This window comes from Exiguobacterium sp. BG5(2022) (assembly GCF_031844365.1).
Lineage (GTDB): Bacteria > Bacillota > Bacilli > Exiguobacteriales > Exiguobacteriaceae > Exiguobacterium > Exiguobacterium profundum.
In genome coordinates this window covers 794,854-821,167 of the sequence record NZ_JAUZVB010000001.1, presented here as the reverse complement: position 1 = coordinate 821,167, position 26,314 = coordinate 794,854, and the positions used below count along the sequence as shown (strand labels likewise).

25 protein-coding genes, 1 other RNA gene and 1 riboswitch are annotated in these 26,314 nt (G+C 46.9%); of the genes, 17 read left to right on the top strand and 9 right to left on the bottom strand.

Features of this window, described 5'->3' with window-relative positions; all coding sequences use genetic code 11:
* The first annotated feature begins 2 nt into the window (after positions 1-2).
* Positions 3-1,451, top strand: a complete 1,449-nt coding sequence (locus tag Q9R25_RS04225; RefSeq protein ID WP_311282834.1) for a S8 family peptidase — start codon at positions 3-5, stop codon at positions 1,449-1,451.
* A gap of 44 nt (positions 1,452-1,495) precedes the next feature.
* Here the strand turns inward: Q9R25_RS04225 and Q9R25_RS04220 are convergent, their stop codons facing one another.
* Positions 1,496-1,900, bottom strand: a complete 405-nt coding sequence (locus Q9R25_RS04220; RefSeq protein WP_012726372.1) for a hypothetical protein — start codon at positions 1,898-1,900, stop codon at positions 1,496-1,498.
* A 120-nt stretch (positions 1,901-2,020) separates the two neighbouring features.
* On the opposite strand from Q9R25_RS04220, the gene rnpB reads away from it, so the two are divergent.
* The 8 genes from rnpB to Q9R25_RS04180 all read left to right on the top strand — a co-directional run bounded on the left by rnpB (position 2,021) and on the right by Q9R25_RS04180 (position 8,296).
* An RNA gene (gene rnpB / locus Q9R25_RS04215) (RNase P RNA component class B) lies at positions 2,021-2,388 on the top strand.
* A 124-nt stretch (positions 2,389-2,512) separates the two neighbouring features.
* Positions 2,513-3,676: a THUMP domain-containing class I SAM-dependent RNA methyltransferase gene (locus Q9R25_RS04210; protein ID WP_074036970.1), complete on the top strand. Its 1,164-nt coding sequence runs from the start codon at positions 2,513-2,515 to the stop codon at positions 3,674-3,676.
* 120 nt (positions 3,677-3,796) lie between these two features.
* Positions 3,797-3,979, top strand: coding sequence for a hypothetical protein (locus Q9R25_RS04205; RefSeq protein ID WP_230872813.1), 183 nt, complete (start codon positions 3,797-3,799; stop codon positions 3,977-3,979).
* 51 nt (positions 3,980-4,030) lie between these two features.
* Positions 4,031-4,933: a Gfo/Idh/MocA family protein gene (locus tag Q9R25_RS04200; protein WP_311282833.1), complete on the top strand. Its 903-nt coding sequence runs from the start codon at positions 4,031-4,033 to the stop codon at positions 4,931-4,933.
* Between the two features lie 59 nt (positions 4,934-4,992).
* The gene (locus Q9R25_RS04195; protein WP_311282832.1) at positions 4,993-6,411 is read left to right on the top strand and encodes an alanine/glycine:cation symporter family protein; all 1,419 of its coding nucleotides are present in this window, start codon (positions 4,993-4,995) and stop codon (positions 6,409-6,411) included.
* A 108-nt stretch (positions 6,412-6,519) separates the two neighbouring features.
* A complete protein-coding gene (locus Q9R25_RS04190) occupies positions 6,520-7,341 on the top strand; it encodes a YihY/virulence factor BrkB family protein (protein ID WP_196430760.1) in 822 nt (273 codons plus the stop codon).
* A 79-nt stretch (positions 7,342-7,420) separates the two neighbouring features.
* Entirely contained in the window at positions 7,421-7,975 is a 555-nt protein-coding gene (locus Q9R25_RS04185) for a hypothetical protein (RefSeq protein ID WP_311282831.1), read from the top strand.
* A gap of 15 nt (positions 7,976-7,990) precedes the next feature.
* Positions 7,991-8,296, top strand: a complete 306-nt coding sequence (locus Q9R25_RS04180; RefSeq protein ID WP_074036975.1) for a hypothetical protein — start codon at positions 7,991-7,993, stop codon at positions 8,294-8,296.
* A 49-nt stretch (positions 8,297-8,345) separates the two neighbouring features.
* Here the strand turns inward: Q9R25_RS04180 and putP are convergent, their stop codons facing one another.
* Both putP and Q9R25_RS04170 read right to left on the bottom strand, forming a co-directional pair.
* Positions 8,346-9,827, bottom strand: a complete 1,482-nt coding sequence (gene putP, locus Q9R25_RS04175) for a sodium/proline symporter PutP (protein ID WP_078146955.1) — start codon at positions 9,825-9,827, stop codon at positions 8,346-8,348.
* A gap of 345 nt (positions 9,828-10,172) precedes the next feature.
* Positions 10,173-11,144 (bottom strand): D-alanyl-D-alanine carboxypeptidase family protein, encoded by a 972-nt coding sequence (locus tag Q9R25_RS04170; RefSeq protein WP_251131812.1) that lies wholly within the window; start codon positions 11,142-11,144, stop codon positions 10,173-10,175.
* Between the two features lie 199 nt (positions 11,145-11,343).
* Here Q9R25_RS04170 and Q9R25_RS04165 point away from each other — a divergent pair, with 199 nt between their 5' ends.
* The 5 genes from Q9R25_RS04165 (at position 11,344) to Q9R25_RS04145 (ending at position 16,763) form a co-directional block, all read left to right on the top strand.
* Positions 11,344-12,876 (top strand): FAD-dependent oxidoreductase, encoded by a 1,533-nt coding sequence (locus tag Q9R25_RS04165; protein WP_311282830.1) that lies wholly within the window; start codon positions 11,344-11,346, stop codon positions 12,874-12,876.
* A 74-nt stretch (positions 12,877-12,950) separates the two neighbouring features.
* Positions 12,951-14,423: a carboxypeptidase M32 gene (locus tag Q9R25_RS04160; protein ID WP_311282829.1), complete on the top strand. Its 1,473-nt coding sequence runs from the start codon at positions 12,951-12,953 to the stop codon at positions 14,421-14,423.
* Positions 14,420-15,127: a glycerophosphodiester phosphodiesterase gene (locus tag Q9R25_RS04155; protein WP_214690874.1), complete on the top strand. Its 708-nt coding sequence runs from the start codon at positions 14,420-14,422 to the stop codon at positions 15,125-15,127. The genes Q9R25_RS04160 and Q9R25_RS04155 overlap by 4 nt, the downstream gene beginning before the upstream one ends.
* Before the next feature lie 249 nt (positions 15,128-15,376).
* Positions 15,377-16,174 carry a DUF4397 domain-containing protein gene (locus Q9R25_RS04150; protein WP_012726359.1) on the top strand — a complete coding sequence of 266 codons (798 nt, stop codon included), beginning with the start codon at positions 15,377-15,379 and terminating at the stop codon, positions 16,172-16,174.
* Positions 16,119-16,763: a class F sortase gene (locus Q9R25_RS04145; protein WP_230872811.1), complete on the top strand. Its 645-nt coding sequence runs from the start codon at positions 16,119-16,121 to the stop codon at positions 16,761-16,763. The genes Q9R25_RS04150 and Q9R25_RS04145 overlap by 56 nt, the downstream gene beginning before the upstream one ends.
* A gap of 87 nt (positions 16,764-16,850) precedes the next feature.
* Here Q9R25_RS04145 and Q9R25_RS04140 read toward each other — a convergent pair whose 3' ends face one another.
* Positions 16,851-17,288, bottom strand: a complete 438-nt coding sequence (locus Q9R25_RS04140) for a MarR family winged helix-turn-helix transcriptional regulator (RefSeq protein ID WP_012726357.1) — start codon at positions 17,286-17,288, stop codon at positions 16,851-16,853.
* 88 nt (positions 17,289-17,376) lie between these two features.
* Positions 17,377-18,435 carry a GTP pyrophosphokinase gene (locus tag Q9R25_RS04135; RefSeq protein WP_240499823.1) on the bottom strand — a complete coding sequence of 353 codons (1,059 nt, stop codon included), beginning with the start codon at positions 18,433-18,435 and terminating at the stop codon, positions 17,377-17,379.
* 96 nt (positions 18,436-18,531) lie between these two features.
* Between Q9R25_RS04135 and Q9R25_RS04130 the strand changes: the two genes are divergently transcribed.
* Together Q9R25_RS04130 and Q9R25_RS04125 are read left to right on the top strand one after the other, a co-directional pair.
* Complete coding sequence (locus tag Q9R25_RS04130) at positions 18,532-18,756, top strand: hypothetical protein (RefSeq protein ID WP_074036982.1); 225 nt, start codon at positions 18,532-18,534, stop codon at positions 18,754-18,756.
* 79 nt (positions 18,757-18,835) lie between these two features.
* Positions 18,836-19,156 carry a YflT domain-containing protein gene (locus tag Q9R25_RS04125; protein WP_031423645.1) on the top strand — a complete coding sequence of 107 codons (321 nt, stop codon included), beginning with the start codon at positions 18,836-18,838 and terminating at the stop codon, positions 19,154-19,156.
* Positions 19,157-19,185: 29 nt separating this feature from the next.
* Here the strand turns inward: Q9R25_RS04125 and Q9R25_RS04120 are convergent, their stop codons facing one another.
* Positions 19,186-20,223, bottom strand: coding sequence for an SDR family oxidoreductase (locus tag Q9R25_RS04120; RefSeq protein ID WP_159562340.1), 1,038 nt, complete (start codon positions 20,221-20,223; stop codon positions 19,186-19,188).
* A 189-nt stretch (positions 20,224-20,412) separates the two neighbouring features.
* Between Q9R25_RS04120 and Q9R25_RS04115 the strand changes: the two genes are divergently transcribed.
* Complete coding sequence (locus Q9R25_RS04115) at positions 20,413-21,708, top strand: glutamine synthetase family protein (protein WP_047795294.1); 1,296 nt, start codon at positions 20,413-20,415, stop codon at positions 21,706-21,708.
* Positions 21,709-21,750: 42 nt separating this feature from the next.
* On the opposite strand, the gene Q9R25_RS04110 is transcribed toward Q9R25_RS04115, so the two are convergent.
* The 3 genes from Q9R25_RS04110 to Q9R25_RS04100 all read right to left on the bottom strand — a co-directional run bounded on the left by Q9R25_RS04110 (position 21,751) and on the right by Q9R25_RS04100 (position 26,001).
* Positions 21,751-23,244, bottom strand: a complete 1,494-nt coding sequence (locus Q9R25_RS04110; protein ID WP_214690877.1) for a peptide MFS transporter — start codon at positions 23,242-23,244, stop codon at positions 21,751-21,753.
* 143 nt (positions 23,245-23,387) lie between these two features.
* The gene (locus Q9R25_RS04105) at positions 23,388-24,632 is read right to left on the bottom strand and encodes an MDR family MFS transporter (protein ID WP_031423648.1); all 1,245 of its coding nucleotides are present in this window, start codon (positions 24,630-24,632) and stop codon (positions 23,388-23,390) included.
* 268 nt (positions 24,633-24,900) lie between these two features.
* Entirely contained in the window at positions 24,901-26,001 is a 1,101-nt protein-coding gene (locus tag Q9R25_RS04100; protein WP_012726349.1) for an AI-2E family transporter, read from the bottom strand.
* Between the two features lie 158 nt (positions 26,002-26,159).
* Positions 26,160-26,259, top strand: a riboswitch (SAM riboswitch).
* Positions 26,260-26,314: the final 55 nt, after the last annotated feature.

Genomic DNA, 26,314 nt, shown 5'->3' with positions numbered 1-26,314 from the left:
GAATGAAAAAGATTGCCCTTTTGACAGCGATTGCCCTTTTACTGCCGGTCGGAGTAGATGCAGCACAGCCAGTCATCCTTAAGAAACATGGCTACGTCGTTTCAGAACCACAAGTCACGAGTCAATATTATGTGAAGCAAATCGGTACGGATTTGGCCTGGAGTAAGACGAGAGGCGCAAGTGATATCGTTGTGGCGCTGATTGACTCGTCAGCTGACCGGAACCATACGGATTTGAAGAACGTTCCTCGTGTCGTCAATTCCATGAAAGGTCCGTATACTGCGGATATTCATGGTACGCATACCGCCGGAATCATGGCCGGGAAACATAACCGCTTTGGGATCGCCGGACTCGCGCCGAACGTTCGCTATCACTTTTATAATGTGTTTTACGGGGTGAATTCAGATGAAACAGACTCCTGGACGGTCGCCAATGCAGTGGATACGGCTGTAGCGAAAGGGGCGAACATCATCAACCTCTCGCTTGGAGGGGATGATTATGATAGTCGTTTGGCCACATCGATTAAACGGGCAAGAGCGAAAGGGGTCATTATCGTCGCATCATCTGGAAATGATCGAAAACAGACGATCAATTTTCCTGCAAACATGAAAGAGGTAATCGCGGTCGGTGCAATCGATTCTAGACATCGTCTCGCGAGCTTTAGCAATATGGACGATCGCGTCAAAATCGTGGCGCCAGGTGTGAACATCCTCTCTCTAGGAATCAACAACCGCTTTGTCTTTATGGACGGGACCTCGATGGCGGCACCGATGGTCACGGCGAGCCTCGCGCTCGTCAAATCGATCAATCCTTATTTGACACCTGGTGAGATCGACCAGTTGATTGCGAAGATGCCAAAAGCCTCCGGAAAGTCTTATACGGAATTGAATGCGATGAAACTGCTAGAGGCAACGGCTCGCCCTATTCACATCTCTGCCCCTTCGGTGTGGAAGAGTCGATACGTGAATGATGTCAAGTTGAGTGTTATGAACCATTCGAACTTAAAGTCCTCGTTCACACTGTATCAAGGGAACAAGAAAGTCAAGACGCTCACACCAAATCGGTCGTTCACGATGTATTCGAGCGGGGATTGGTTACCGAGCGGACAATATCGCATCGTCGGTCAAGTCACGGATGGAAAACATAAGCGATACACGAGCCGAACGATTGATTATGTCAACACGTTGAAGACGACAGTGTCTGTGAAGGTGTCGGAAGAAGGGACGTTCTCGATTCACACGACACGAAAAGGGACGGTCACGGTACTTGATTCAAATGGGAAGGTCTTATACGAAGCGCTCCACATCGCCGGGACATTTCCGGTAAGAGGGAATACGACACAGAAGCTGACGGTCATCCTTAAACCGACAGACCTTCGCGAAAAAGTGGTGACGACATCTTTTGAGCCACCGATCATCGAAGACGAGTTTCCGGTCACAGAGACCTTGTAAGACAAAAAGCCGCCTGCTCCTAACGGAGAGACGGCTTTTTCTATTTAATCGATGGTGATGGCTTCTCCACACCAACGGATACTCGCTTCTAATACGTTCCCTTGGTCATCAATATGCTCGAAACTGAGTTTCCCATCTCGGATGATTTCGCAAAGACCGACTCGGACACGGTCGCTCCAAGCGCGACGCGTCTCATGCGTTTCATCGAACACTGGAATGGCGTCCGGGAAGCGCTCCTCGAGATGTGCTAAATTGTGATGGTCAAAATGATAAGGTCGTTTCGAGAGTTCGTTCGGTGCCTTGATGTCGAACGGTTCAAACCCTCGGACGAGACGATTATTTCGGTAGAAGGCGAACACGCCGTTGTTCGGGTGGAGCACTTTAATGTCATCGATTTCTATTACATAAGTCAGACGTTGAATCCAACCGTTTTTTGCATCCTGATGCATCAAAATCCCTCCTTATTCAATGAACACGCCTTATTTTAGCGCTGACTGAACGTAAAATCAAGTTTCGAATTTAAGTTGTCAACCGTTCAAATTTCAGCTACAATGGTTGAAGTGACTATGAAGTCTGGACAATCGCGGGACGCAAGTCTTGAGGAAAGTCCATGCTCGCACAGCCTGTGATGGCTGTAGTGATCGTGCTACACGAAACGATAAGTGTAGGCAACGCAAGTTGACGGCAGAAGAAACACCTAAGTCCTCGGATATGGTGTCCGCTTCTTGAAAGTGCCACAGTGACGGAGTCTGATCGGAAACGTTCAGAGTGGAACGAGGTAAACCCCACGAGCGAGAAACCCAAACTATGGTAGGGGAACTTCCAGACCGGAATCGAACGGGACGGAGGGCGCCGGTGTGCGCAGATAGATGATTGTCACTCCATCGTGCCAGGGAGACCGTTATGAGCACCGGAGTACAGAACATGGCTTACAGGACAACATAGTCTCAACTGACAACGACAAGGAGTTCAAGCACATATACTTGAGCTCCTTTTTTCATGATTTTTTTACAACTTACAAAATGACTGAAAGATATTTATGTAGAAGGAAGGCGATTTAGATGGCAAAACGTAAACTGATTGCGACGGCAGCGATGGGAATTGAGGCACTTGTGGCAAAAGAAGTAAGGGATTTAGGATACACGTGCGAAGTCGAGAACGGACGGATTTATATCGACGCGGAAATGGAAGACATCCCACGTCTGAACATGTGGTTGCGGACAGCAGACCGGGTCAAACTCGTCGTTGCCGAGTTCAAGGCGACAACGTTTACAGAATTGTTTGACGGGGTCGTAGCGTTACCATGGACCGACCTCATGCCGTGGGACGCGGCGTTCACGGTCGACGGACGCTCGGTCAAATCAAAGCTGTTCTCGATTCGTGACTGTCAGAAAATCACGGAGAAGGCGATCGTTGAAGCGATGCAACGCGGCTATCGTAAAGAGGGAGAATGGTTGCCGAAGTCAGGCGCGAAATTCCCAATCGAAGTCGCTCTTTTGAAAGATGTGGCGACCATCACGATCGATACGTCCGGTCCACTTCACCGTCGAGGCTACCGTGAGCTTCATTCGCAAGCTCCACTCAAAGAGACGATGGCAGCGGCGATGATTCAATTGACAAACTGGCGTCCGGACATGCCGTTTTATGACGTATTTACAGGTTCAGGGACGCTCGCCATCGAAGCGGCGATGATTGGACGAAATATCGCGCCGGGTATCAACCGTGAATACTTCGCACAGGATTGGACATGCATCCCGAAAAAAGCCTGGTATGCGGCAATCAATGAAGCGAATGAGAAGGCGGAGTGGGATAAACCGTTAAAAATCTATGGAATCGACTTGGATCCGCGGATGGTGAAACTTGCAAAAGACAATGCGGAACTCGCTGACGTCCGTGATGCGATCACATTCGTCCATAGTGACGCAGCCGCACTGAAGCCGAAAGAAGAGTACGGGGTCATCATCGGAAACCCACCTTATGGGGAGCGACTTCAGTCAGAAGAAGAAATCATCGACTTGTACGAACGGATTGGGGAACAATATGCGAAATACCCTGGTTACAGTGTCTATATGTTGACGAGTTATGAAGACTTCGAGAAGGCATACGGGCGCCCGGCGACGAAGCGTCGGAAGCTGTACAACGGAAATATCGAGACGCAATATTACCAGTACTTCGGAAAGCGTCGCCCACGTCCGGACCGTGACGCAAAACCGAAATCAGAATGATGAATCCATGACCGTTCACCTGAGCGGTCATTTTTCTGTTTTCTTAGAACAAACTCACTTGTTTCATCATCCGTGTAACAGGATATACATAACATATGTATAATTAGAGGGGGACAGATGATGGAAAAGTATACAGTCGAATATCAGTTACATGTGAAAGAACAGAACACTCGGACGGTCGAGGTAGAAATGGACCGTGTGCCGGACTTAAATAATCAAGAAGAATTACATGCGGCTTACCAGATTGTATCTGACGCGATTCGTGAACCGATCACAAGTTTTGAGATTGTATCTATTACGTGAGCCCGAGGCAATCGCTTCGGGCTTTCTACATAATATTGGAGGAGTGAGCAAATGAATATTTTAGTAGTGGGCATCGGGGATGTCGCCAAAAAAGCATATCTACCTGTATATGCCGAATTAAAGGACGTTGATGTGTATCTCGTCTCAAGGGATGAACAGAAGTTACACGATATCATCTCGACCTTTCGTTTCAAAGGAGGGTACTCAGACCTACACGCCGTGCCGATGACAGAAATCGATGCGGTCATGATTCATTCGACGACAGCTGTTCATTATGAGCAAGCCGAGTATTGTCTACGGCAAGGAAAGCATGTCTTCATCGACAAACCGATCACGTTCACTCTTGGAGAGACGGAACGACTCGTCGCACTTGCTAAAGAGAAAGGCGTCCATCTCGTCACAGGCTTCAATCGCCGATTTGCCACGGCCACACAGGCACTCAAACAAGTCGAAGAAAAAAATATGGTCTTCATTCAAAAGAACAGAACGTATAAACCGGCATCGCTTCGTGAATTTGTGATCGAGGATTTCGTGCATGTCGTCGATACGCTCCGTTATTTGACCGACCTTCAGCCTGTCGAACGTTTACGTGTCACACCTCGATTTGAAGGGGATGTGCTGAAACAAGTGATGATTCATTTCAAGGCAGGGGGAATCGAGGCAATCGGTTGGATGAACCGAGACAACAGTTGCACCGAAGAAGTGATGGAAGTCATGTCACCGACCGTGAAGCGGGTCACGCGTGATGTGGAGCGGATTACAGACTATGGACGAGACGGTGTGAAGGAATGGTCACTCGACCCATGGGAGTCGAATTTGAAACGTCGAGGGTTTATCGACCTTGTGGAAGACTTCTTACGTTTACTTCGTGGGGAACCGAACGCCTCCGTTGTCGCGGAAGACAGTCTCGAGACACATCGTCTCTGTGAAGAGATTCTAAAGGAAGTGCGGTGAACATACTGTTTCCGTCATATTCAGAGCGGGTAAAAACCCGATAAAAGGAGGCGATTTCGTTGGATATTCGTGAACTGATTATGCAAATCAATGACTATTTATGGTCGTACCTTCTCATCTTCGTATTGATTGCAGGAGGTCTTTATTTTACGATTCGGATGGGGTTCGTTCAATTTCGAATGTTACCGGAAATGTTTAAACTCTTATTCGTGAAAGGAATCAAGCATGAAAAAGGACAGGTCTCATCATTCCAAGCATTCGCCATCGGAACGGCTGCCCGTGTCGGTACGGGGAACATCGCCGGTGTATCGACGGCTATTGCATTAGGAGGTCCCGGGGCAGTATTTTGGATGTGGCTCATCGCCTTGATCGGAGCAGCTTCGGCGTTTGTTGAAAGTACGCTCGCCCAGGTGTATAAAGTGCATGACGGCAAGGCGTGGCGCGGTGGTCCGGCGTACTATATTGAGCGGGCTCTCGGTGCACGCTGGTTAGGCATCGTATTTGCCATTTTGATTACGTTCGCGTTCGGTTTTGCGTTTAACTCCGTCCAGGCGAATACAATCGCACTCTCCGTGAATAACGTATTTGAGATCGATACGGTCTGGGTCGGCATCATCTTGTCCGTTGTCACCGCTATCGTCATCTTCGGTGGGATTCGTTCCATCTCGACCTTATCGGGAATCATTGTACCAATCATGGCGGGCGGTTATATCTTACTCGCCATTTGGGTCGTCCTTACGAATCTTGATGTCGTGCCACAGGTGTTCTCCGCCATCTTCTCTGAAGGTGTCCTCGGTTTCCAACAGTTGTTCGGTGGTGCGGTCGGTGCAGCCGTCCTCCAAGGAATTCGACGTGGTCTCTTCTCGAACGAGGCAGGTATGGGGTCTGCCCCGAACGCCGCAGCTACCGCTGAGGTGAGTCACCCGGTCAAGCAAGGATTGATTCAATCGCTTAGCGTATTCGTCGACACCTTGTTCATCTGTACCGCAACGGCGATGATTGTCCTCATTTCAGGAGTGGAAGGCTCTGAAGCTTTCCAAGGGATTGAGCTTGCCCAAGAGGCGCTTCTAGTTGAAATCGGACCGATTGCGACGACTCTCATGACTGTCGCCATCTTACTTTTTGCTTTCAGTTCGATTTTGGCCAATTATTATTATGGAGAGACGAACATCGAGTTCATATCTGAGAAGAAGCGATATTTGATAATCTATCGGATTGCCGTTGTCGGGATGGTCATGTTCGGGTCGGTGCGATCTGCGGGACTCGTCTGGTCGATTGCCGACATCTTTATGGGCTTGATGGCACTCGTCAACATGTATGCGATTTTCCGATTGAGTAAAGTTGCCAAGACGCTCCTCGACGACTATATGGCCCAAAAGAAAGAAGGAAGAGACCCGGAATTCTTTAAAGATGGTGTCGAACTTCCTGGTATGGAACATATTGAAGCGTGGGAAACAAAAAAAGAAGAAATTAGTTGAAGGATCATCAATCAATGGGACGTCCCTGGAAACAGGGGCTTCCTCTTCATTTTGAACTTATTATTTCAAATACCGCATTATATTATAAAAAGAAAGTAGAGAGTAACGATGAAACAAGTATTTTTGACAATCGTCAAGCGATTTTTTACAGAACGTTTTTTTGATCAAGCGGCCATGTTAGCCTATTATTTCATTTTATCTACGTTCCCGTTCTTATTATTCGTATTAGGCATTGTTGGATTTTTACCGTTTACGAGTGGCGATGTGATTCAAGCGTTATCACTCATCATGCCTGAAGCCAGTTACAAGCTATTAGAAGGAAACATTGAAGCCGTATTCGACAACTCCAAATTGAAATTGGCATCATTCAGTATCTTACCAGCACTCTGGATCTCATCAATGGCCGTACAATCTCTCGTGCGGGCATTGAACGATGCCTACCGGGCTGTTCGTAATAAAGCCTTTTGGAGGGGCGTCTTACAGGATATCGCCATCACCTTGGCGCTCATGTTTGTGTTGCCATTTTCATTGCTCGTCCCTGTGATTGAGACGGCACTTCGAGAAATCTCTTCATACGTGTTGTTCATCGATGAGATTGTCACGACATATGCGCAGATTTGGTTTTACTTCAGATGGATCATCGGAACAGGTCTTCTATTCACTGTATTCGTATTTGTATATAAGTGGTTGCCAAGTGTGTCCGGAACATTTAAAAATAGTTGGGCCGGAGCCGCTTTTGCAACAGTAGGGATTCTGCTTGTCTCGAACGTGTTTAGTTACTATTCACAATTCGCAAATTACGAGCAGTTTTATGGTCAACTCGGTGCGTTCATCGTCTTATTGATTTGGTTCTATCTCGCTGCCTCTGTCATCTTGCTTGGTGGGCTGTTGAATGCGACGTTAATCGAGAGGAAAGAAAAACTTCGTTAGACGTGTAATTGCTAGTTATCATTCGAAAGAATAGGGAATGGTAACGTAAGGTCACATCATCTAAGCGGAGGTGGGAAACATGGATATGCAACGGCTCGTACACAATCGTCGTTTCATCGATCAATCATTGTTTTACCTCGCCTTACATCTATGGAAATGGATCCTACTGTTACCTGTCTTGTTCTATTTGGACGTATCGTTCCGACACTCGCCATTCTCTGAGTACTTGATTGTCAGTATCATCTTGTATCTCATGTTTCGTGTGATTCAATATGTGATAGCTAGCCGAGCTTCTCTCATGGAATTAGTAGAGTTCGCGTATGGGGTGCTATCACTTGTTCTCGTCTTCTCGTTCATGATGGAAATCGGCGCGCCACCAATCACTGTCGCAATAGTTGGTGCTGCATACTTGAGCCATCCGATGCTTTCTCTACATCACTTTCAAAACTTTTCAGAACGCAAATGGTTGAACAAACAGTTTCAATTATTTAGCCCGATGCTTCGCCAGGGTGAGGTACCGGTTCATGTCCTCGTGTTGACGGAAGATGAAATTGTGATTACTGTAGAAAGTGGAAAAGAGTTTACGTACCGTCATATTTACTGGGGCGGTTTTTATGTAGAAAATCCTTCCTAAAAGGTGGTTACTCAGTTGTTTAGTGGATTTGATAATGTGATTGTCATCGTATTCTGGATTGCAACATTCATCGCTTTCTTTAAAGGCGCCTATGATATGTGGCGTGAATACCGAACGTCGAAAGAAAAATCAGTATTGTACTTTTTAATCGTATTGATTATCACATGGTTTTGGTTCAATCCATACGAATTGGTCGCATTGCATCCCTTCGTACTAATGGCGTACTATTGGAACCGAAATCGGTGGATGCGAAACGCAATGTTCGTATTGGTTCTCGTACCGTTTGTGATTCGTGTCTGGTTAATCGCAGCATCGATGTAAAACAAAAAACTCGGTCCCTTTATAGGGAACCGAGTTTTTGTGTGAATCGTTACTCTTTCTTCGCAGCTGCCAATTCAGCTTCCATTTCACCGAATTCACGGTTGATACGTTTTTGTTCTTTCTGGCTAGTAAAGTTACTGACAAGCACGATTGCCAACATACTCAAGAAGAAGCCAGGTACCATTTCATAAAGGACTGTCGAAAGTCCAGTGACGATCCAGAGAATGACGGTAATGGCACCGACGAGGATACCAGCGAGGGCACCTTGACGCGTCATCTTGCTCCAGTAAAGTGACAAGAGGATTGCTGGTCCAAATGCAGAACCGAATCCAGCCCATGCATATCCGACGAGTGTGAGGATTGTACTTGATGGGTTGAGTGACATGAGCGTCGCTACAACTCCTACTAGCAAGACACCAACACGTCCGGCAAGGACCATCGTCTTCTCACTTGCATCTTTGTTGAAGAATTTACGATAGAAGTCTTCTGTCAATGCAGATGATGTGACGAGCAATTGCGACGATACCGTCGACATGACCGCAGCAAGGATGGCTGCCAATAAGAAACCAGTGATGAACGGGTGGAACAAGACTTCAGAGAATTGAATGAAGACTGTTTCCGGGTCCCCGAGTGGATTTCCTTGTCCTCGGAAATAAGCGATTCCGACGAACCCTGTCATGACGGCACCGATGATAGATACTGTCATCCAGCTCATCCCGATACGACGAGCCGTTTTCAATGATTTCACATCACGGATTGCCATAAAGCGAACAATGATGTGTGGCTGACCGAAGTAACCAAGTCCCCAAGCGAGGAGACCGATAATCCCGAGTGTCGTCGTCCCTTTAAAGAGGTCGAACAAATCGGCATTGATTGTCGTTGCAGAGTTGACAGCAGTGTCTACTCCACCGATATCTGTTAAAGCGACGAATGGTACGAGCACGAGCGCCAAGAACATGATGACACCTTGTGCGAAGTCCGTCCAACTAACTGCCGTGAATCCACCGAAGAGGGTGTATAAGATGACGACACTAATTGTGACAATGACACCTGTCTGATAATTTAATCCGAATGAGCTTTCAAACAACTTCCCGCCGGATACAAGTCCAGCTGACGTGTAGAACGTGAAGAAGATGATGATGACGGATGCAGAAAGGATCCGTAGCCAGTTCGAGTGATCTCGGAACCGATTCTCTAAGAAGTCTGGAATCGTAATCGAATCGTTCGCCATCTCTGTGAAGACGCGAAGTCGTGGAGCAACTAACAAGTAGTTCAAGTAAGCTCCGATGACCAATCCAACGGCTAACCAAATTGCTGATAGTCCAGTTGCATACATTGCACCCGGTAGTCCCATTAACATCCAACCACTCATATCCGAAGCTCCGGCTGACATGGCTGTAACGCCTGGCCCCATTTTACGGCCACCTAACATATAATCTGATGAATCGGTCGTTCGTTTATATGCAACGTATCCGATAAGAAGCATCATCACGAGATAAAGCGCGATTGATACCCATTCTTGCCATAGCATTGAATTACCTCCTATTAAGTTAAAAGATCTATTTAATCAACTCGTTCGCGATTGTGTGAAGACATCACACAGTTAAAAACAAAAGTTGAAAATGCGAACTTGTGCTTTACCTTACAGAACCTTTGAAATGATTGCAAACTGACACTTTTTCATAAAAATAGCTCTAAAGCCCATTATACCAACGGATGAAGGCTAAAATTTTCAGATAAAAAGTTTAAATATTCTGAATATTTGAAATGCTAAGGACTTTCCTGTGTAACATGAATGTAATATTTATGGGAAAATTTTCAGAAAACATATTTATAATCATAAGAAAAAGAGCATCTTTGAATGCTCTTTACTTCTTTATTTGAATGCTTTTTCTTCAACGAGTCGCATCGTCGGGAATGTTTGTCCAGACTTCGCCTGCATCGTAACCAAGATATAAGTTTCGCTATTATGTTTCATGATGAATACCATGGTATATCCGGATTCGTCCGTATAACCCGTCTTCGTGGCGGTCACGAACTTCGAGTAGTTGACACTTCGTTCATTAACCGATGAACCGAGGTGATACCACCAACGACGTTTGCCGTTACCGTCTTTATCTTTAAATTCGGCTTTAAATTCATAAGTCCCGGCAATTTCAATCAACTCCGGGTATGTACTGAATGCGAAGGCGATTTTAGCCATGTCGTTCGCCGTCGTATAATGATTCGGATCCGAGTAGCCATGCGCATTTACGAAATGCGTTCCAGTCAATCCTAAAACCTTTGCTCGATCATTCATCAATTGAACGAAGGCCTCGGTCGACCCGCTCGTGTATTCCGCAAGGCTGTTCGCAGCATCGTTTCCGGATTCAAGTAGCGTGGCGTAAAGTGCTTGACGAACTGTCAATGTATCCCCGATGGCAAGATGCGCGATATGGCTGTCCCATGGAATATCGAGTGTCGACTGTTGAATCGTAATGATTGGTTGGTCGAGTTCATTCGCTGCAGATGCCTTCTCATAAGCAAGCAGTGCCGTCATCAATTTAGTCGTACTGGCTGGAAACACACGATCATTGGCGTTTTTATCGATCAATATCTCTTGTTTGGTCACGTTGACGAAAGTTAGTGCGCCAACAGAGATTTCCTCATCCGAAATCATCTTCGTCTCACTCGGACTCCATGAACCCATGTCGATATCCGGGAAAAGCGGACCTGTATTCATCGGTTCAGCTTTTGGTGTGGACGCTTCTGCTAATGTCGGTGCTTCTTTATCTTGTTTAAATCCGACCAACGTCGGGATCAGTGCGATGATTCCGAGTAAAACGACCGCGGCAATCATTCTTCGCATGATGTACGTTCTTCTTCGGTGTCTCCTTCTACGGGTCAACAAAAGTCCCTCCTTTTTTGGTTACTCTATAAACATAATAGAAAACGCTCTTTTTTTTCGCTAATAAAATAAAGAACTAGGTCAATGATTGATCGGCGATGAAAGAACTGCGTTTCGGGTATAAGGGTAAAGATGTCACTTTTAGAGAGGAGGATGCATCATGCATCGTTATCCGTTCACGAACTCCATTTGGCGTCAACATGATACTGGGACGCCGTACCCATCCCTTTCCGTTTCGGAATCGACCGAAGTCGTCGTCATCGGGGCAGGGATTGCGGGACTCGTCTGCGCCTATGAACTCCAAAAGCGAGGGAAACAAGTGACGCTTCTAGAAGCGTTAGAGATTGGACATGGGACGACGGGACATACGACGGCAAAATGTTCCGTTCAACATGGGACGATTTATCAAAAGTTGATTCGTCATTTTGATGAGTCCATCGCTCGTTTATATTACGAGTTCAACTCAGAAGCGCTCATCTATCTAAAAAAACAAATTGAAGAAGGGTTTGACTGCGATTACGCGAATGAACAATCGTTTCTTTACTCTAGGGAACCGAACGAAGAACTTACTAAAGAACTGGATGCGTATCGTCGTTTGAAGATTGACGGAGGAGAAGCGACGGAAGAAGTGAGAAAGGCTCTCCCGTTCTCGATCGAGCAGGCGTTGGTGATCCATGACCAAGCTCAATTCCATCCCGTGAAATACTTACGTGAATTAGCGGAACGTTTTGTTCGTCTCGGAGGAAAGATTTATGAAAATTCTAGAGCGACGGAAGTGAGTCAGGGACCACGTCCAGTAGTCACTACATCTAACGGTAGAAGGGTACAGGGAAATCAAGTCGTGATTGCGACCCACTATCCATTCAATGACCTGCGCGGGTTGTACGTGTCGAAGTTTTCAATCGAAAGATCGTATATCGTTGCCTGTGAAGTGGAAAGTCGACCACTCAGAGGGATGTATTTAGAGGTTGGACAGCAAAATCGCTCGTTTCGATCCTATAGTGAAAACGGAAAAAGCTATTTACTAGTTGGAGGTGAGGGGCATACCGCTGGGCAAGTCACAGATACGCGTCTACGATATGATCGATTGGAGAATGACGCACAGGCACATTTTGGAACGCATCGGGCATCTCATAGGTGGTCGTCCCAAGATCTTATCACCTTAGATGGACTTCCTTACGTAGGGCAAATGTTCAAGAGAGAACCAGATCTCTTTGTGGCGACTGGATTTTCGAAATGGGGGATGACGAACGGAATCGCTGCCGGCACCTTGCTCGCGGACCAACTCACAGGTCATGCGAACCAATTCGTTGAGCTGGTCTCACCGCTCCGTCAAACGGTTAAACCTAGTGATATCAGTGCATTTCTCAAAACAAACTTAGATACTGCCGCTCAATTCACGAAAGGGACAGTAAATCGGATGCTTGAACGAAAAGATGTACAAGACCTGCAGCTAGACGAGGGAGGAATCGTGCAAGTTGATGGGAAGACCAAGGGCGTCTATCGAGATTTGGATAACCAGTGCCATGTCGTCAACCTGACCTGTACGCACCTCGGTTGTACAGTGAAATGGAACAATGCCGAGCGGTCATGGGATTGTCCATGCCACGGCTCTCGTTTCGATGCAAAAGGCAACGTCTTAGAAGGTCCTGCCACAAAACCACTTTCCTACAGCAAGCGAGAAGATTTGTAAACTGGTGTAGGCAAAGGTTGACATCTATAATAAAGTAGAAAGGGAACAGAATAACACATAGGGGTGAAAGACAGATGGAAGTTACAAAAGAATGGCGTGAACATTTTAAGCAACTGCGTGCCTTCGACGAGGCGATCTCGCTCTTGTATTGGGACATGCGTACACAAATGCCGGAACAGTCGGCACCGCTCCGGGCAGAAACAATCGGTTATTTATCGACTGAGGCATTCAAACGACAGACGAGTGAATCGTTCGCTTCATTACTAGAACGGATGGCAGATGAAAAGGATTTATCTGACGTCGAGGCGCGGTCACTTGAAATCGCGAAGACGCAATACGAACGGAATGCCAAGATTCCACACAATGAATATCAGGCATATGTAACACTCGTATCGGAAGCCGAGACGGCATGGGAAAAGGCGAAAGAACAGGACGACTGGGACATATTCGCTCCATACCTTAAACAGATTATCGAATTCCAGCAAAAATTTGCGGAATATTTCGGCTATGAGAAACATCCGTACGATGCATTGCTCTATGATTTCGAACCGGGCATGACGGTCGAGCTCTTAGACGAATTGTTCGCCTCGCTCCGAGACGAACTCGTTCCTCTTATTCAGCAGCTCCCAAAAGAATCACTCTCTATGGACTGGTCGATGCCGGCGGATGTTCAAGAAGCCATTTGTCATGACTGGATGAATGTCGTCGCATACGATTTATCACGTGGTCGATTGGATGCGACAGTACATCCGTTCGAAATCACCATCAACCGCCGCGACGTCCGGATTACGACGAAGTATGATGAAGCAGATTTCAGAAATGCACTGTTCGGTACGATGCATGAAGCGGGGCACGCGACGTATGAACAACAAATCGACCCGATGCTCGATGAACTCGGACTAGGTGGCGGTGCGTCGATGGGGATTCATGAGTCCCAGTCGCTCTTCTTTGAGAACTTTATCGGACGAAGCGAAGCGTTCTTGCGTCGCGTCTATCCGAAACTACAATCGCTTCATCCGGTATACGGTGCAATCGACTTCGACACTTTCTATCGAGGTGTGAATGAAGCGAAACCATCTCTTATTCGGATCGAGGCTGACGAATTGACATACAGTCTACACATCATCATCCGCTATGAGCTCGAGAAGGCACTCATCCAAGGGACGTTGTCCGTCGATGAGCTTCCTGCAGCATGGAATGAAAAGTATAAAGAATATCTCGGACTCGATGTTCCGTCAAATGCTAAAGGAGTCCTTCAAGACGTCCATTGGGCAGGCGGTTCATTCGGATACTTCCCGAGCTATGCCCTGGGGTTAATTTATGCGTCTCAGTTGACGGAAACGTTGAAATCAGCCCTTCCGGAATTTGAGACGTTGATTGCAGAAGGCGAAATCGAACCAATCAAAGCGTGGCTACAGGAGAACGTTCATCAATATGGAAAACGTCTCACACCGAACGAACTCATTCAACAAGTGACAGGTCAAGCCATTTCGGTCCAACCACTCGTTCGATATTTGACCCAAAAATATCAGACAGTTGCCAAATGAAACGATTTGCACATCGTGGCGTGATGGCACATCGGCCGGAGAATACGATGTCGGCATTCAAGCTCGCACTCGAGGCCGGGGCAGACGGAATCGAGACGGATGTTCACATGACAAAGGACGGTGTCCTCGTTCTCATCCATGACGAGACGCTCGAGCGGACGACTGACGGAAGAGGGCAAGTTTCACTCTATACCTATGATGAGCTCAGACAGTTCAATGCTGGAGTCCGTCATGGTCTAGAAGAACACATCCCTACGCTCGAGGACCTGTTCGACCTTGTGAATGAGGAATCGGTCATTTTGAACTTAGAGGTGAAGACGGATGTCCTACGATATGAAGGAATTGAATCTCGCATCATCGATACGATCGAGTCCGCCGGGATTCATGAGTCCCGCATTCTCTTTTCCTCATTCAATCACGAAACCATTCACCGATTGAAACAGATGCGACCGGATATCGAGGCGGCCATTCTGCTTGCACAGCCGCTTTATGACATTTCAGGATATCTTCGATTCGTCGGAGCGGATTCGGTCCATCCGCACATCGATCGCATCACAGACGAAGAAGTACGCTCCTTGCAACATCGAGGGATTCCAATCAGACCATATACGATTAAAACACAACACCAACTGGAGCGTTGTTTAGCGCTTCAAGTCGATGCCGTCTTTGTCAATGATATCGAATGGGCAAACAAAACCACTTAGTCGCAGACTGAGTGGTTTTATATTTGGGTGGAAGGGAACTACATTTTATGTAAAGGTAGCGCTTTCGTCCGTTAGCATATCGGAGCACATTCAGGGCATAGTGTCCCCTTTACGTCATTGTCGGATTGTCTTAAGTTTAAGATGTCACCGAGCTACATAGCAATCAGATGTAGCACACCATGTAGCACTGCATCACATTTGTTGTATGCAAGTAGTGGGTTACCAAAGATCAAAAGGAGGAAATTTCACATGAAGAAGTTGATGTCTTTACTGGGTACTCTAGCACTGGCTTTCGCTTTCGTCTTACCGGTTAGCGCGGATGGACATGAAAATGCGATGGTCCGTGTGCTACATGCTTCACCTGATGCACCGGCAGTTGACGTGTACGTGGATGGGGAAGTCGCGGTCGAGGGAGCAGAATTCAAGGATCTCACAGACTACTTGACACTTCCTGCAGGGGATTACAACGTTGAAATCAAGCCGGCAGGTGACGCTGAAACAGTCGTCGTCGCAGCAGACCTCTCAATTGAGGCAGGCAAGTTCTATACAGCCGCTGCGATCGGTCAACTTGAAAACATCGAAATCGCTGCAATGGAAGACGATGCAAACTTTGAAGATGGTAAATCGAAAGTTCGTGTCGCTCACTTCGCACCAGATGCACCAGCGGTTGATGTCGCACCTAAAGGTGGCGACCCACTCTTCTCAAACCTCGAGTTCAAAGCAGTAAGTGATTACGGCACACTCGATGCTGGAACGTATGACCTTGAAGTACGCCCGGCTGGAGCGACTGACGTTGTCAAAGCACTTGACGGTGTCGCACTCGAAGGTGGCAAAAACTATACAGCATTCGCAATCGGACTCCTTGAAGGAGAACCAGCGTTTGAAGTCCTTCTCGCCGCTGATGGTGGGGAAATGGCGATGGCTCCTGAAACAGGACAAGGTGGTCTTGCTCAAACAGCTTCAATGAACTGGTTGCTCGCAGCAGCAGTGGTTGGAGCGGCAGCAGCTGGATTCTACGTCTTTCGTCGTCAGAAGCAAGACGCTTAAACTGATTTTCTTAGGAACAATCACATTTCTCGTATGGAGCGCTCAAGCGGAAGCTCCTGACAAACCGTTCGTGATGCCAACGGCTGAATTTGCCGAACCGCAGGTCTTGACCTCGAAGCAGGTAGATCGACAAACGTTTCATTCGAATAGTTTCGTCCCTGCCCGGCTGATCATTCCCTCAATCGATGTTGATACATCGATTGAAGCGGTCGGGAAGGATGAGGCCGGAAGAATGGACACACCGTCTGACGTGAATCAAGTCGGTTGGTATCAATACGGAGCCAAAGCAGGCGCAACGGGGAATGTCGTCCTATCGGGTCATCTAGATGATCTGAATGGTCCAGCTATCTTTGCGAATCTGGATCAACTTCCGATCGGAGAACTGGTGACGCTCCAACGGAAAGACCAAGTCGCAACGTATGAAGTGGTCAGTGTGAAACAGTATCGCCTCGACCAAGTGCCGCTCGCTTCCATTTTTGCGGCGACTCAGTCAAAGCGGATTCAATTGATCACTTGTGCAGGACCGTATGACGAGAATCTTGGGTATCGGGACCGGATCGTGGTCACGGCACACCTGATTGAAACGTAAAGATGAAGAGATGCTGACCGATGGGTCGCATCTCTTTTTTTCGCAAAAAATAGCCCTTCACCTTTACGGTGAAGGGCTATAGTCGGATTAAGCATCCATACGATCTAATAATTTTGAAAGTAAAATGAGTTCGTCATCTGAAAAATCAGTGAAGACATCCATCAAATATTCAATCTTCATGCTCTCTAATGTCTCAAACAACTCACGACCTTCATCCGTTGCCTGAAGTTCAACGACACGGCGGTCACGCTCGCTGCGTTCGCGAGAAATCAACCCTTTTTTCGTCAACTCATCGGCAAGCGCAGTGATCATAGAAGCTGAAAATTGAAACTCATTTGACAGAGCAGAGGCGATTTGAGGACTCTGTTGACAAAGAGAACGTAGAATGAAGAATTCATTGCGGGTTAAATACTGTGAGAACATCGAACGGAGATTTTTTTTCACTCCACGATAGTTCATCCGGATTCCACGTTCAGCGTCTGCGACGAGCTGTCGACGTGAAGCGGTCTGTACGGGTGTTGTCATCCTCGAAACTACCTCCTAGCGATAATATTATTCATATATACTTCAGAACATAGAAACATTCTACATTAAAAACATGTTGTCTGTAAAGTTATAGGGGCTCGTCTTTTGCTCGAATTTGCTGAATGATGTCTTCATAATGTTTCAAGTCAGGATAGAACCGTCTAAAGAAAAATTCAATCTGCGGATCGTCGCCTTCCGCTAACAGTTTAGCGAGAACGGCATAGACGACACCCATGCCTTGTCTCGGTAACAGAGAAGATGGCAACAAGGTTGCGCATTGGACGGCTTGAGTATAGTAAGTCGAAAGTGTGTCATTCAAATCTTTGAACGTACGGATATCGGCGTAATGGAACATTCTCGTCAACTCGACGATGGCAGAGAGATCCGTCTCGAGTAGCCATTCGCTCTGGAAGATCGCGTTGTCTAGTTTCTCGACCGTTTGATCATTCGCAATATAATAGTTGAGATTATCTCGGGTAATGGCCACTTTTTCAGGAGAGTCAAGAATCTGTTCGACTGTTTCTTGTTCGAATGTTCGCAACTGTTTTCGAATGTTCACGAACTCGGAGTCGGCAATCTCCAATAGACCAGCGACCCGGCTGAAACTTCTTTTGATTTCAGGAGGAACGGCATTCGGATTTTTGTAACCGAGGTCGTGTTCAATCTCGGCCCAGGCGTGTTGTAGGATCGAGCGGACTTGAATTTCCGCCTCTTTTTCTGCAAAACGGCGATATTCACCGAGAGCAAGTCGCTTTTCACTTAATTCCACGACATAATGGACAGACAGATATCCGAACTCATTGGAGTCGAGCAACGTCGACTTATCGATGGACTGTTCACGGTCGATGGTGAATTCATCTTCTAAAATTTGCGCAACGGCGCGTACGTCGTCATGAAAGTATGTCACGATCCGTATCCCGGCCAAGTCTTGTACGTCACGTAAGGAACGATATTGATAAGGCTTGCGTGAGAGTTTGGCATATAGACTGTCCGCTTCTTTGGCACGGGCGACGATTGAATGGAACTGGATGCCGGCTTCTGTCAACAATTCACTGAGGAGCGCTTTCAGCTTTGTGGCAAACGCTTCATAATCTTCTTTCTCGTTCAAATATTCAAGCATGATTGTATTCAAGTCTTGTTTTGGCACAGAACTCACTCCTTTTCTCTATCCATAGTATAGCATCACACGTCAGAAACGATATGATAGCATGTATAGGGAATGAAATAGAAAGAGGTGGGATGGATGCATACATTCCGTTCAGGTGAGAGAGAGAAAGTCGAAATTATCGCTGGATTATTACAACAAGCCGGATATCGCATATCTCGTATCCACACTGTCGATTCCCAGTTCGTAGTGACCGCTCGATTAGAGGGTAGGACTCAAAGGGAAGGGGAGTACGATCGAATCGAGGGAATCGTGCAACATTTCGACATCGAAGAATGGATCACGAACGAAGAAATGGATTGATTGTATGTTTATCACCTCATTTTTCGGGAATAACAAAAACAGTGAATTACATGACTGTGAACGTTTAGGAGGATGGGGCATGTTAGAGACAAGAGTAGTGAATGATATGACGACGGTGGACCATGAAGTAAATGAGATGGTGTCAGGCGGATGTGTGAACGAGCACATCTACTTGTTCGCCAAAGATGAAGAATTGACCGTTCGATTGGCAGCAGAGGCTGGTGTACAACCATACCGAATCCCAGAGAAAGGGATGTTCGAGTCGTTGCTTTCGAAATTCACGAGCAATTCAGAAGATCGCATGGAACAGATGGAGAGTCTTGGACTCACAAAAGAGATGGTAGATTCACTCGAACGTGAAATCAAAGGCGGTAAAATCGTACTTGTTTGCGATAAATAAAAAATGGACCGGAAAAATCGGTCCATTTTTTATTTTGCTTTGTAATAGGCATTCACGATGCGACGTAACGATTGATGATCGAGACGGAGCGGAGCGAATCCGGCATCCTGAAGCAATTGTTTCGTGTTGTCGTCACGGAATCTAATGTCCCGATTCAAATACGGATTAAATACTTTTACCATATCATTGAACGACTGTTCGACAGAGCTTAGTGTCGATGTGGGCGTTTCCGTGATCGTTAAATGCGGGAATGCTAGGGACTCTTTCATATAGTCGAGCATTGTTTCATTTTTTGGAGGTGCGTCGTTCGTCACGTTATAGATTGTACCCGCCTTCGCGTGCTCGATGGCAGCGAGTAGTACATCCGCTACATAATCGACAGGGACAAGGTTAGAAGTGCCCGTCGCAGAGCCGATCAATCGAATCGATTCGAAGTCATGGCCACGACGTTCCAGTTTCCGTTTGAATAGCTCGAGCGCGCGCATATATCCATACATCGTAAACTTCGAGTCGGCCTCTCCCGTCTTCGAGTCTCCGACGATGATGGCCGGTCGGAAGATTGAGACGTCAAGCTCATCCCGTGACTCCCAGACCGCCTGCTCGGCGTGTGCCTTGCTCTCTTCATAAGGATTTAAAAAAGACTGAGACACATCGTACAGTGTTTCCCCGCCAACTTCTTTAGCGCCGAGCGTGTAAGCCGTACTCACATGGAAAAAGCGATGGCAGTCAATTAACTTAGTTAATCGAAGGGCCTCTTTCGTTCCGGTTAAATTGGTCTCGAACAATTCATCACGTAATTCTTCATCGAATTTGACGAGTGCAGCCATGTGTAGAAATAAATCAATTTTCCCTTTATGTGTCTCGATGAACTCTTCATTGGCCCCGAGCGCATGTGACGTCAAGTCGCCTGGTAACACTTCAATCGACTTTTGTTCTTCAGCGGTGAATTGTGCCTGTACCTTCTCCGGTGTTCGCGCCAACATACAGACGCGATGCCCCCGTTGAATCAATTCTTTGGCGAGTCGCCCTCCTAAAAATCCGGTTCCACCAGTCATAAAAATATACAATCGCGTTCTCCCTCTCTGTGACATTCTTTACCCATCATATCAACTCTTGTCGCATGTAGCCACTTTGCCTTTCCTGAAATTCCATGTTTAGAAAAAATCGAACTCGGTTATGAACTATAGAGAAGCGTACGAACGGTGCGTAAAGACAGCTTGCCTGTCAAATCCATTGAAGTGAGGTTTTAACGAATCATGGCAAATCTATTCGGAACAGACAAGGATGACGCAAAAAAGAAGCAACAAGATATTGAGAAAACGGTACAAGAGAAAAACATCACCCAAATCCATCTATATTTCTCAGATGTTCTCGGTGATTTAAAACTCTTGACGCTTTCGGCAAAATTGTTGCCTGAAGTCTTTGAGGGAAAAACGATGTTTGACGGTTCTTCAATCAACGGGTTCTCTTCCATCAAAAACTCAGACTTATTCTTGAGACCGGATTTAGATCGTCCACGGTATGAGCAAGATGGCGAGGAAAATATTTTGGCATTCTTCTGTGACGTATGCACTCCGGAGGGAGAGCGATATGAATACGACCCACGTAATGTATTGAAGGATGCACTCGAACGTGCAGCACGTGATGGCTACTCGGTATTCGTCGGGGCAGAGCCGGAATTCTTCATCTTTGACGAGAACGGGGAATTTTATGACGAGGCCGGATATTTCTCGACACGTTCAGAGGATAAAGGGTATGAAGTGCGACAGCACATCGCGAACCGTCTAAGCGGTGTCGGGTTCAATATTGAGGCTGTTCACCATGAAGTCGCTCCTGCGCAACATGAGATTGGCATCAAGTACGATGACGCACTCCATACAGCGGATAACATTCAGTTTTTTAAAGAAATCGTCAAGATTGCGGCGAAGGAGAAAGGGGCATCCGTCTCATTCTTGCCAAAACCGTTGCGTGATGTGAACGGTTCTGGAATGCACTTGAACATCTCTGTCTGGAAGAATGATGAGTCCGGAAATCCGACGACCAACGCGTTCGACGAAGTCGATGCGGATTACGGATTGTCGAAAACGGCGCGTCATTTCATCGAGGGAATCTTGAAGCATGCCCGTGCCACAGCAATCTTCACGAATCCACTACCTGAATCATACGAGCGTCTCGTTCCTGGATTCGAGGCACCTGTCAATATATGCTGGAGCCCATCGAACCGCAGTTCGATGATTCGAATTCCGGCTTCCCGTGGAAGTGCGACTCGTGTAGAGGTCCGAAACCCTGATCCGAGTGCGAACCCATATTTGGCACTTGCCGCGCTCATTTATGCCGGACTTGAAGGAATCGAGCAACAGCTCGTTCCGTCTTCTCCGAACGAGGACGACTTGTTCGAGTATTCAGCGAAGCAAATCGAGAGCCAAGGCATCGCATCACTGCCTGCGACATTCCATGAATCGATTCAGTCACTGAAACAAGACAACTTCCATGACTACTTTAACCACAATATGATCGATCGCTACTTGTCACTCATTCAAGTGCGAAAATAAAAATGACGCCAGCCGATTAAATCGGCTGACGTTTTTTGATGATTAATGGATACCACGCATATACACTTTGATTTTCGGTGCAAGTGCGAACAGAATCAAGCTTAAGATGATGGCGACGCCACCAATCACGCCGAAGTAGAGCATCTCGTTCTCAGGTGTGTAGAACTTGACCAGCTGTGCGTTGATCCCTTGCGCCGCAGCGTTCGATAAGAACCAGAGCGACATCGTTTGAGCGGAGAAGGCAGCTGGTGCGAGTTTAGTCGTTGCCGACAACCCGACCGGTGACAAACTTAGTTCTCCCAGAACGACGATGAAATAACTTAAGACGAGCCAGAGTGGGCTGACGAGGGCATCCGGACCACTGAAGTATGCTGGGAGCAGGATGACCAAGAAACTGATTCCGGCAAATAAGATCCCGAAAGCAAACTTCGTCGGAATGCTCGGTTCGCGGTCACCAAGTCGGACCCATAACCAAGCGAAGACCGGTGCCAGTAAGATGATGAACAGTGGGTTCAGTGATTGGAACCATGCTGGTGACAACGTGAATCCAAAGAACTCTAAGTCAGTCCGTGTATCAGCATAGCTCGCCAAAATCGTTGCACCCTGCTCTTGGATCGCCCAGAACATGACGGAGGCGATGAAGAGCGGAATGTAGGCGATGATTCGCGAGCGCTCGACCTCAGTCGTTTTCGGACTACGATACATGATGATGAAGTAAATCGTCGGAATCGCGATACCGAACACCCCGACGAGTGAGATGAACGTATTGATCGTGAACCATCCGAGTGGAATCAAAATCGCAAGCAAAATGGCAATTCCGATGGTAACAATGCTGACGATTTTTACCGTTTTCTTTTTCTCATCAGGCGTCAACGGATTCGGTACATACGAACCAGCTAAGCCGAGGTTCGTTTTTCGTGTCAATACGAAGACGACGAGTCCAACGAACATCCCGATTGCCGCGAGCGCAAAGCCCCAGTGGAATCCATAGTCTTTTTGCACTTGACCGACGATGAGTGGTGAAATGAATGCCCCTAAGTTGATACCCATGTAGAAGATACTGAATCCAGCGTCACGACGGCGATCCGTCTCGCTGTACATGTCTCCGACGATACTTGATACGTTTGGTTTCAATAATCCGGTACCAATGACGATCAACGCCATCGAGATGAACAAGAAGACGACGCTACCTGGAATCGAGAGGACGATGTGTCCGAGCATGATGAACACACCACCGTAGAAGACCGCGCGAGACGTCCCGAAAATCCGGTCTGCAAGCCATCCCCCAATGACCCCAGACATATAAACAAGCGCGCCATAGACGGACATGATTGAGAGTGCGACGTTTCGGTCTAGACCGAGTCCTCCCTCAGAGACTTCATAGTACATATAGAATACGAGGATGGCCCGCATGCCATAGTACGAGAAACGTTCCCAAAACTCAGTGAAGAATAAAGTGAACAACCCTTTCGGTTGTCCGAAGAAGCCTTTTTGTGGAACACTGTCCACGATTGTCTGTTTATCGATCCTTTCCATGAAAGATCCCTCCTTAACCGTTTTATCATAAAAAGGATTATTATGATTGTAAAGTGAATTGAATGATAATTTCAAATTTTAATAAAGATGAAAAGAATGAAAAGACCACACTTCCGAAATCAGAGAGTGTGGTCAATGAGCGGTTAAGCCGTCTTTTGTTTTGCTTCCGTCGCTTGGACATGACGTCCGAGCTGCCAATAGATGATGCCTGATAAACAACTCGCTCCACCGATGAGGATCAAAGCGATGTGTCCGGCACGATTGTCAAAAAAGACACTTGCGATGATTGGTGCCGTGACACCGCCGATCAGCCATTGGATACTCGCTGCACCGTTATAGGCACCACGCATATTCTCCGGTGCGATCAAGGCGATGAATGTCTGCTGAACAGGGGACATGATCATCTCACCTAACGTATAAAACGCATATACGGCGAGTAAGATCCCGACGAGTGGCACGTAAGGGGTATCGAGTGCGAACAAGGCTCTAGGCACAATCGCAAGCAAGATCATACCGATACCAAATACGGTCGCTCCTGCTAACATGACCTTACCGAACGGCTTGTTCCCGAGTTTTGAAGCAATCGGGAACTGGAAAAGAACTACCATGATTCCATTCAGTGCTAACAGATACGGAAATGGGTTCTGTTGTGCGGTATACGTCGGGAGCGATTCTTTTAAAAAGAGTGGTAGCATGCTCTCGACGACGGAGAATCCCATTGATATGAATATACCCGCAAAGATGAAGACGAGAAACACGCGATCGTTATAAAAGACGCGCAACACTTCCCGGTTGCTTGGAGTCTCATCTTCCGTAAACTCGGGCAACGACTCATGTATGAACGTGCCGAGCGCAATCGCATATAGTCCAAAGACGAATGCCGCCGCAAAGAAGATGAGCTCGCGGTCGATGAACAGCACCGCACTACCAAGAAGTGGACCGAATGCAGCGCCGATGTTATGTCCCATCCGTAAAAGTCCGAACGCTTCGTTCATATGCTCTGGCTCTGTGACATCGGCGACCATCGCGCTTGCGGCAGGGTGGAAGAGCGAGTTCGTCAGTCCGAGCATGGCGTTCAATAAAAGAAGCGGCCAGAACGAGTCGGCGAACGCAAATCCGATGAGGGCAAGTGCGTCCCCAATGATTGCGATCATCATGATTGGTTTTCGGCCATACAGGTCTGCTAGCCGTCCTCCGATCATCGAACCGAGGAGCGCCATGATTGGGCCAGTCGCCATGATGATTCCGACTTGAAGGTAGCTATCTAACTGGTCACTATAGTAGAGAACAAGGAATGGGGCAATCATGAACATCATAATTCCCGTAATCGTTTCCCCTAAAAAACGAATCCAAATGTTGCGGTCGAGCCGCTTGAGTGATTGAAACATACAGGTCACCTGCTTTATTTAATTTTAGACACAAAAGGGACGTCATATGCATGAAGGCATACGACGTCCCACGTTGTTTATGCATGCCTCGATAGGCAGGCGTCTTAGATATGAATCAATCGAAGAGGTGCCTGCCAATCAGTATGAACTTGAGTGAATGGTTTCGAAGATACTACTGACATGGGAACCTCTCCTTTCTGTTAATTGTGTTCTTCTCCTCAACTGTATGACACATTTCCTCAATGTGTCAACAAATTTATGAGGTGAATCAAAGTAATTCGTTTAGATTTTTTCGGTTCAGTCGATAATCGATGAGGCGAGACAAGACGACTTGAATCATGGCCGTGATCGGCACGCTCACGAACATCCCGATGAGGCCGAACAGGCTTCCTCCGATGATAATCGATGTGATGACCCAAAATGGTGTGATGCCGACACTATCTCCGAGAATCTTCGGTCCGAGCCACAATCCGTCAAACTGCTGTAACAAGAAGATGAACAAGAGTACCAATACGGCGGTGAACGGATCATAGAAATAGGTGATGATAAACGCTGGGATCATCCCGAGTAGCGGTCCGACATATGGGATGAAGTTTAAGACGCCGACGATGACTCCGAGAAGTAGGGCATATGGGGCCCCGATGATCAAGAGTCCGATGACTGCTAGCACTCCAATAATCAGACAGTCGAGCGACTTCCCAATGATATATCGCTTAAAGATATAATCCATCTCTTGAAAGATATCGATTGTCGTCTTCGCAGTGCCGACGGGTAATAGCGCATAGAGAAGACGCTTGAACATACGAGCGAAGACTTCTTTGTCCTTTAACAAATAGATGGAGATGACAATCCCAATCAAGAAGTTGATCAATGTCATTGTAAAACTAGAGACATAACTAACGGAAGAGAGGACGGCCGTCTCGACCCATCCAGAGTAACGATCCTCGAAGCGCGCAAAATCAATCGCTTGGGCGATCGTCGCGTTATAGTCTTTCAAGTAATTGTTCACTTCACCTAAAAACACGTCGATTTGACGGATATAAACCGGTAACTCATTAATGAGTGATGACAGACTCGAGTAAATCCGCGGGAACAACGTGACGACCGAAATCGCCAAGATGCCGATGAACGTGATATAGACGATGAGTAGTCCTTGATACCGCTTCAAGTGGAACCGTTCTTCAATATAAGAGAGTACGGTGTTGAGTAACAAGGCGATGGCGATCCCCATGATGATAGGGGTCAGTAACTGAAACGTGTATTGTAAGACACGTGAGATGGTATCCGGTTCACTGATGACACGCCATAAGACGAGCAAGATCAGTCCGATTACACTCAGTTTCCAAATAAGTTGACGATTAAGCTCCAATGCTCTATCCCCTCATACAAATATAATTTTTCTACTCTTTTACTATGAATGTTTTTTGAAAAGGATTCAATAGATGTTCTCTTTGAAAAAAATGTTTGACACCGTTGGGAATGTCTGGTTAACTTAGGGACATACAAAAATTACATAGCGAATGACACTTTCTATCAAGAGAAGCGGAGGGACTGGCCCGATGAAGCTTCAGCAACAGATTGCAAAATACTGTGCTAATTCCAGCAAGGTGACCTTGAGAGATGGAAAGGTGGTTGACTACATACGTCTGTATCGAGCACCCCTTTCCTCAGAAAGGGGTGTT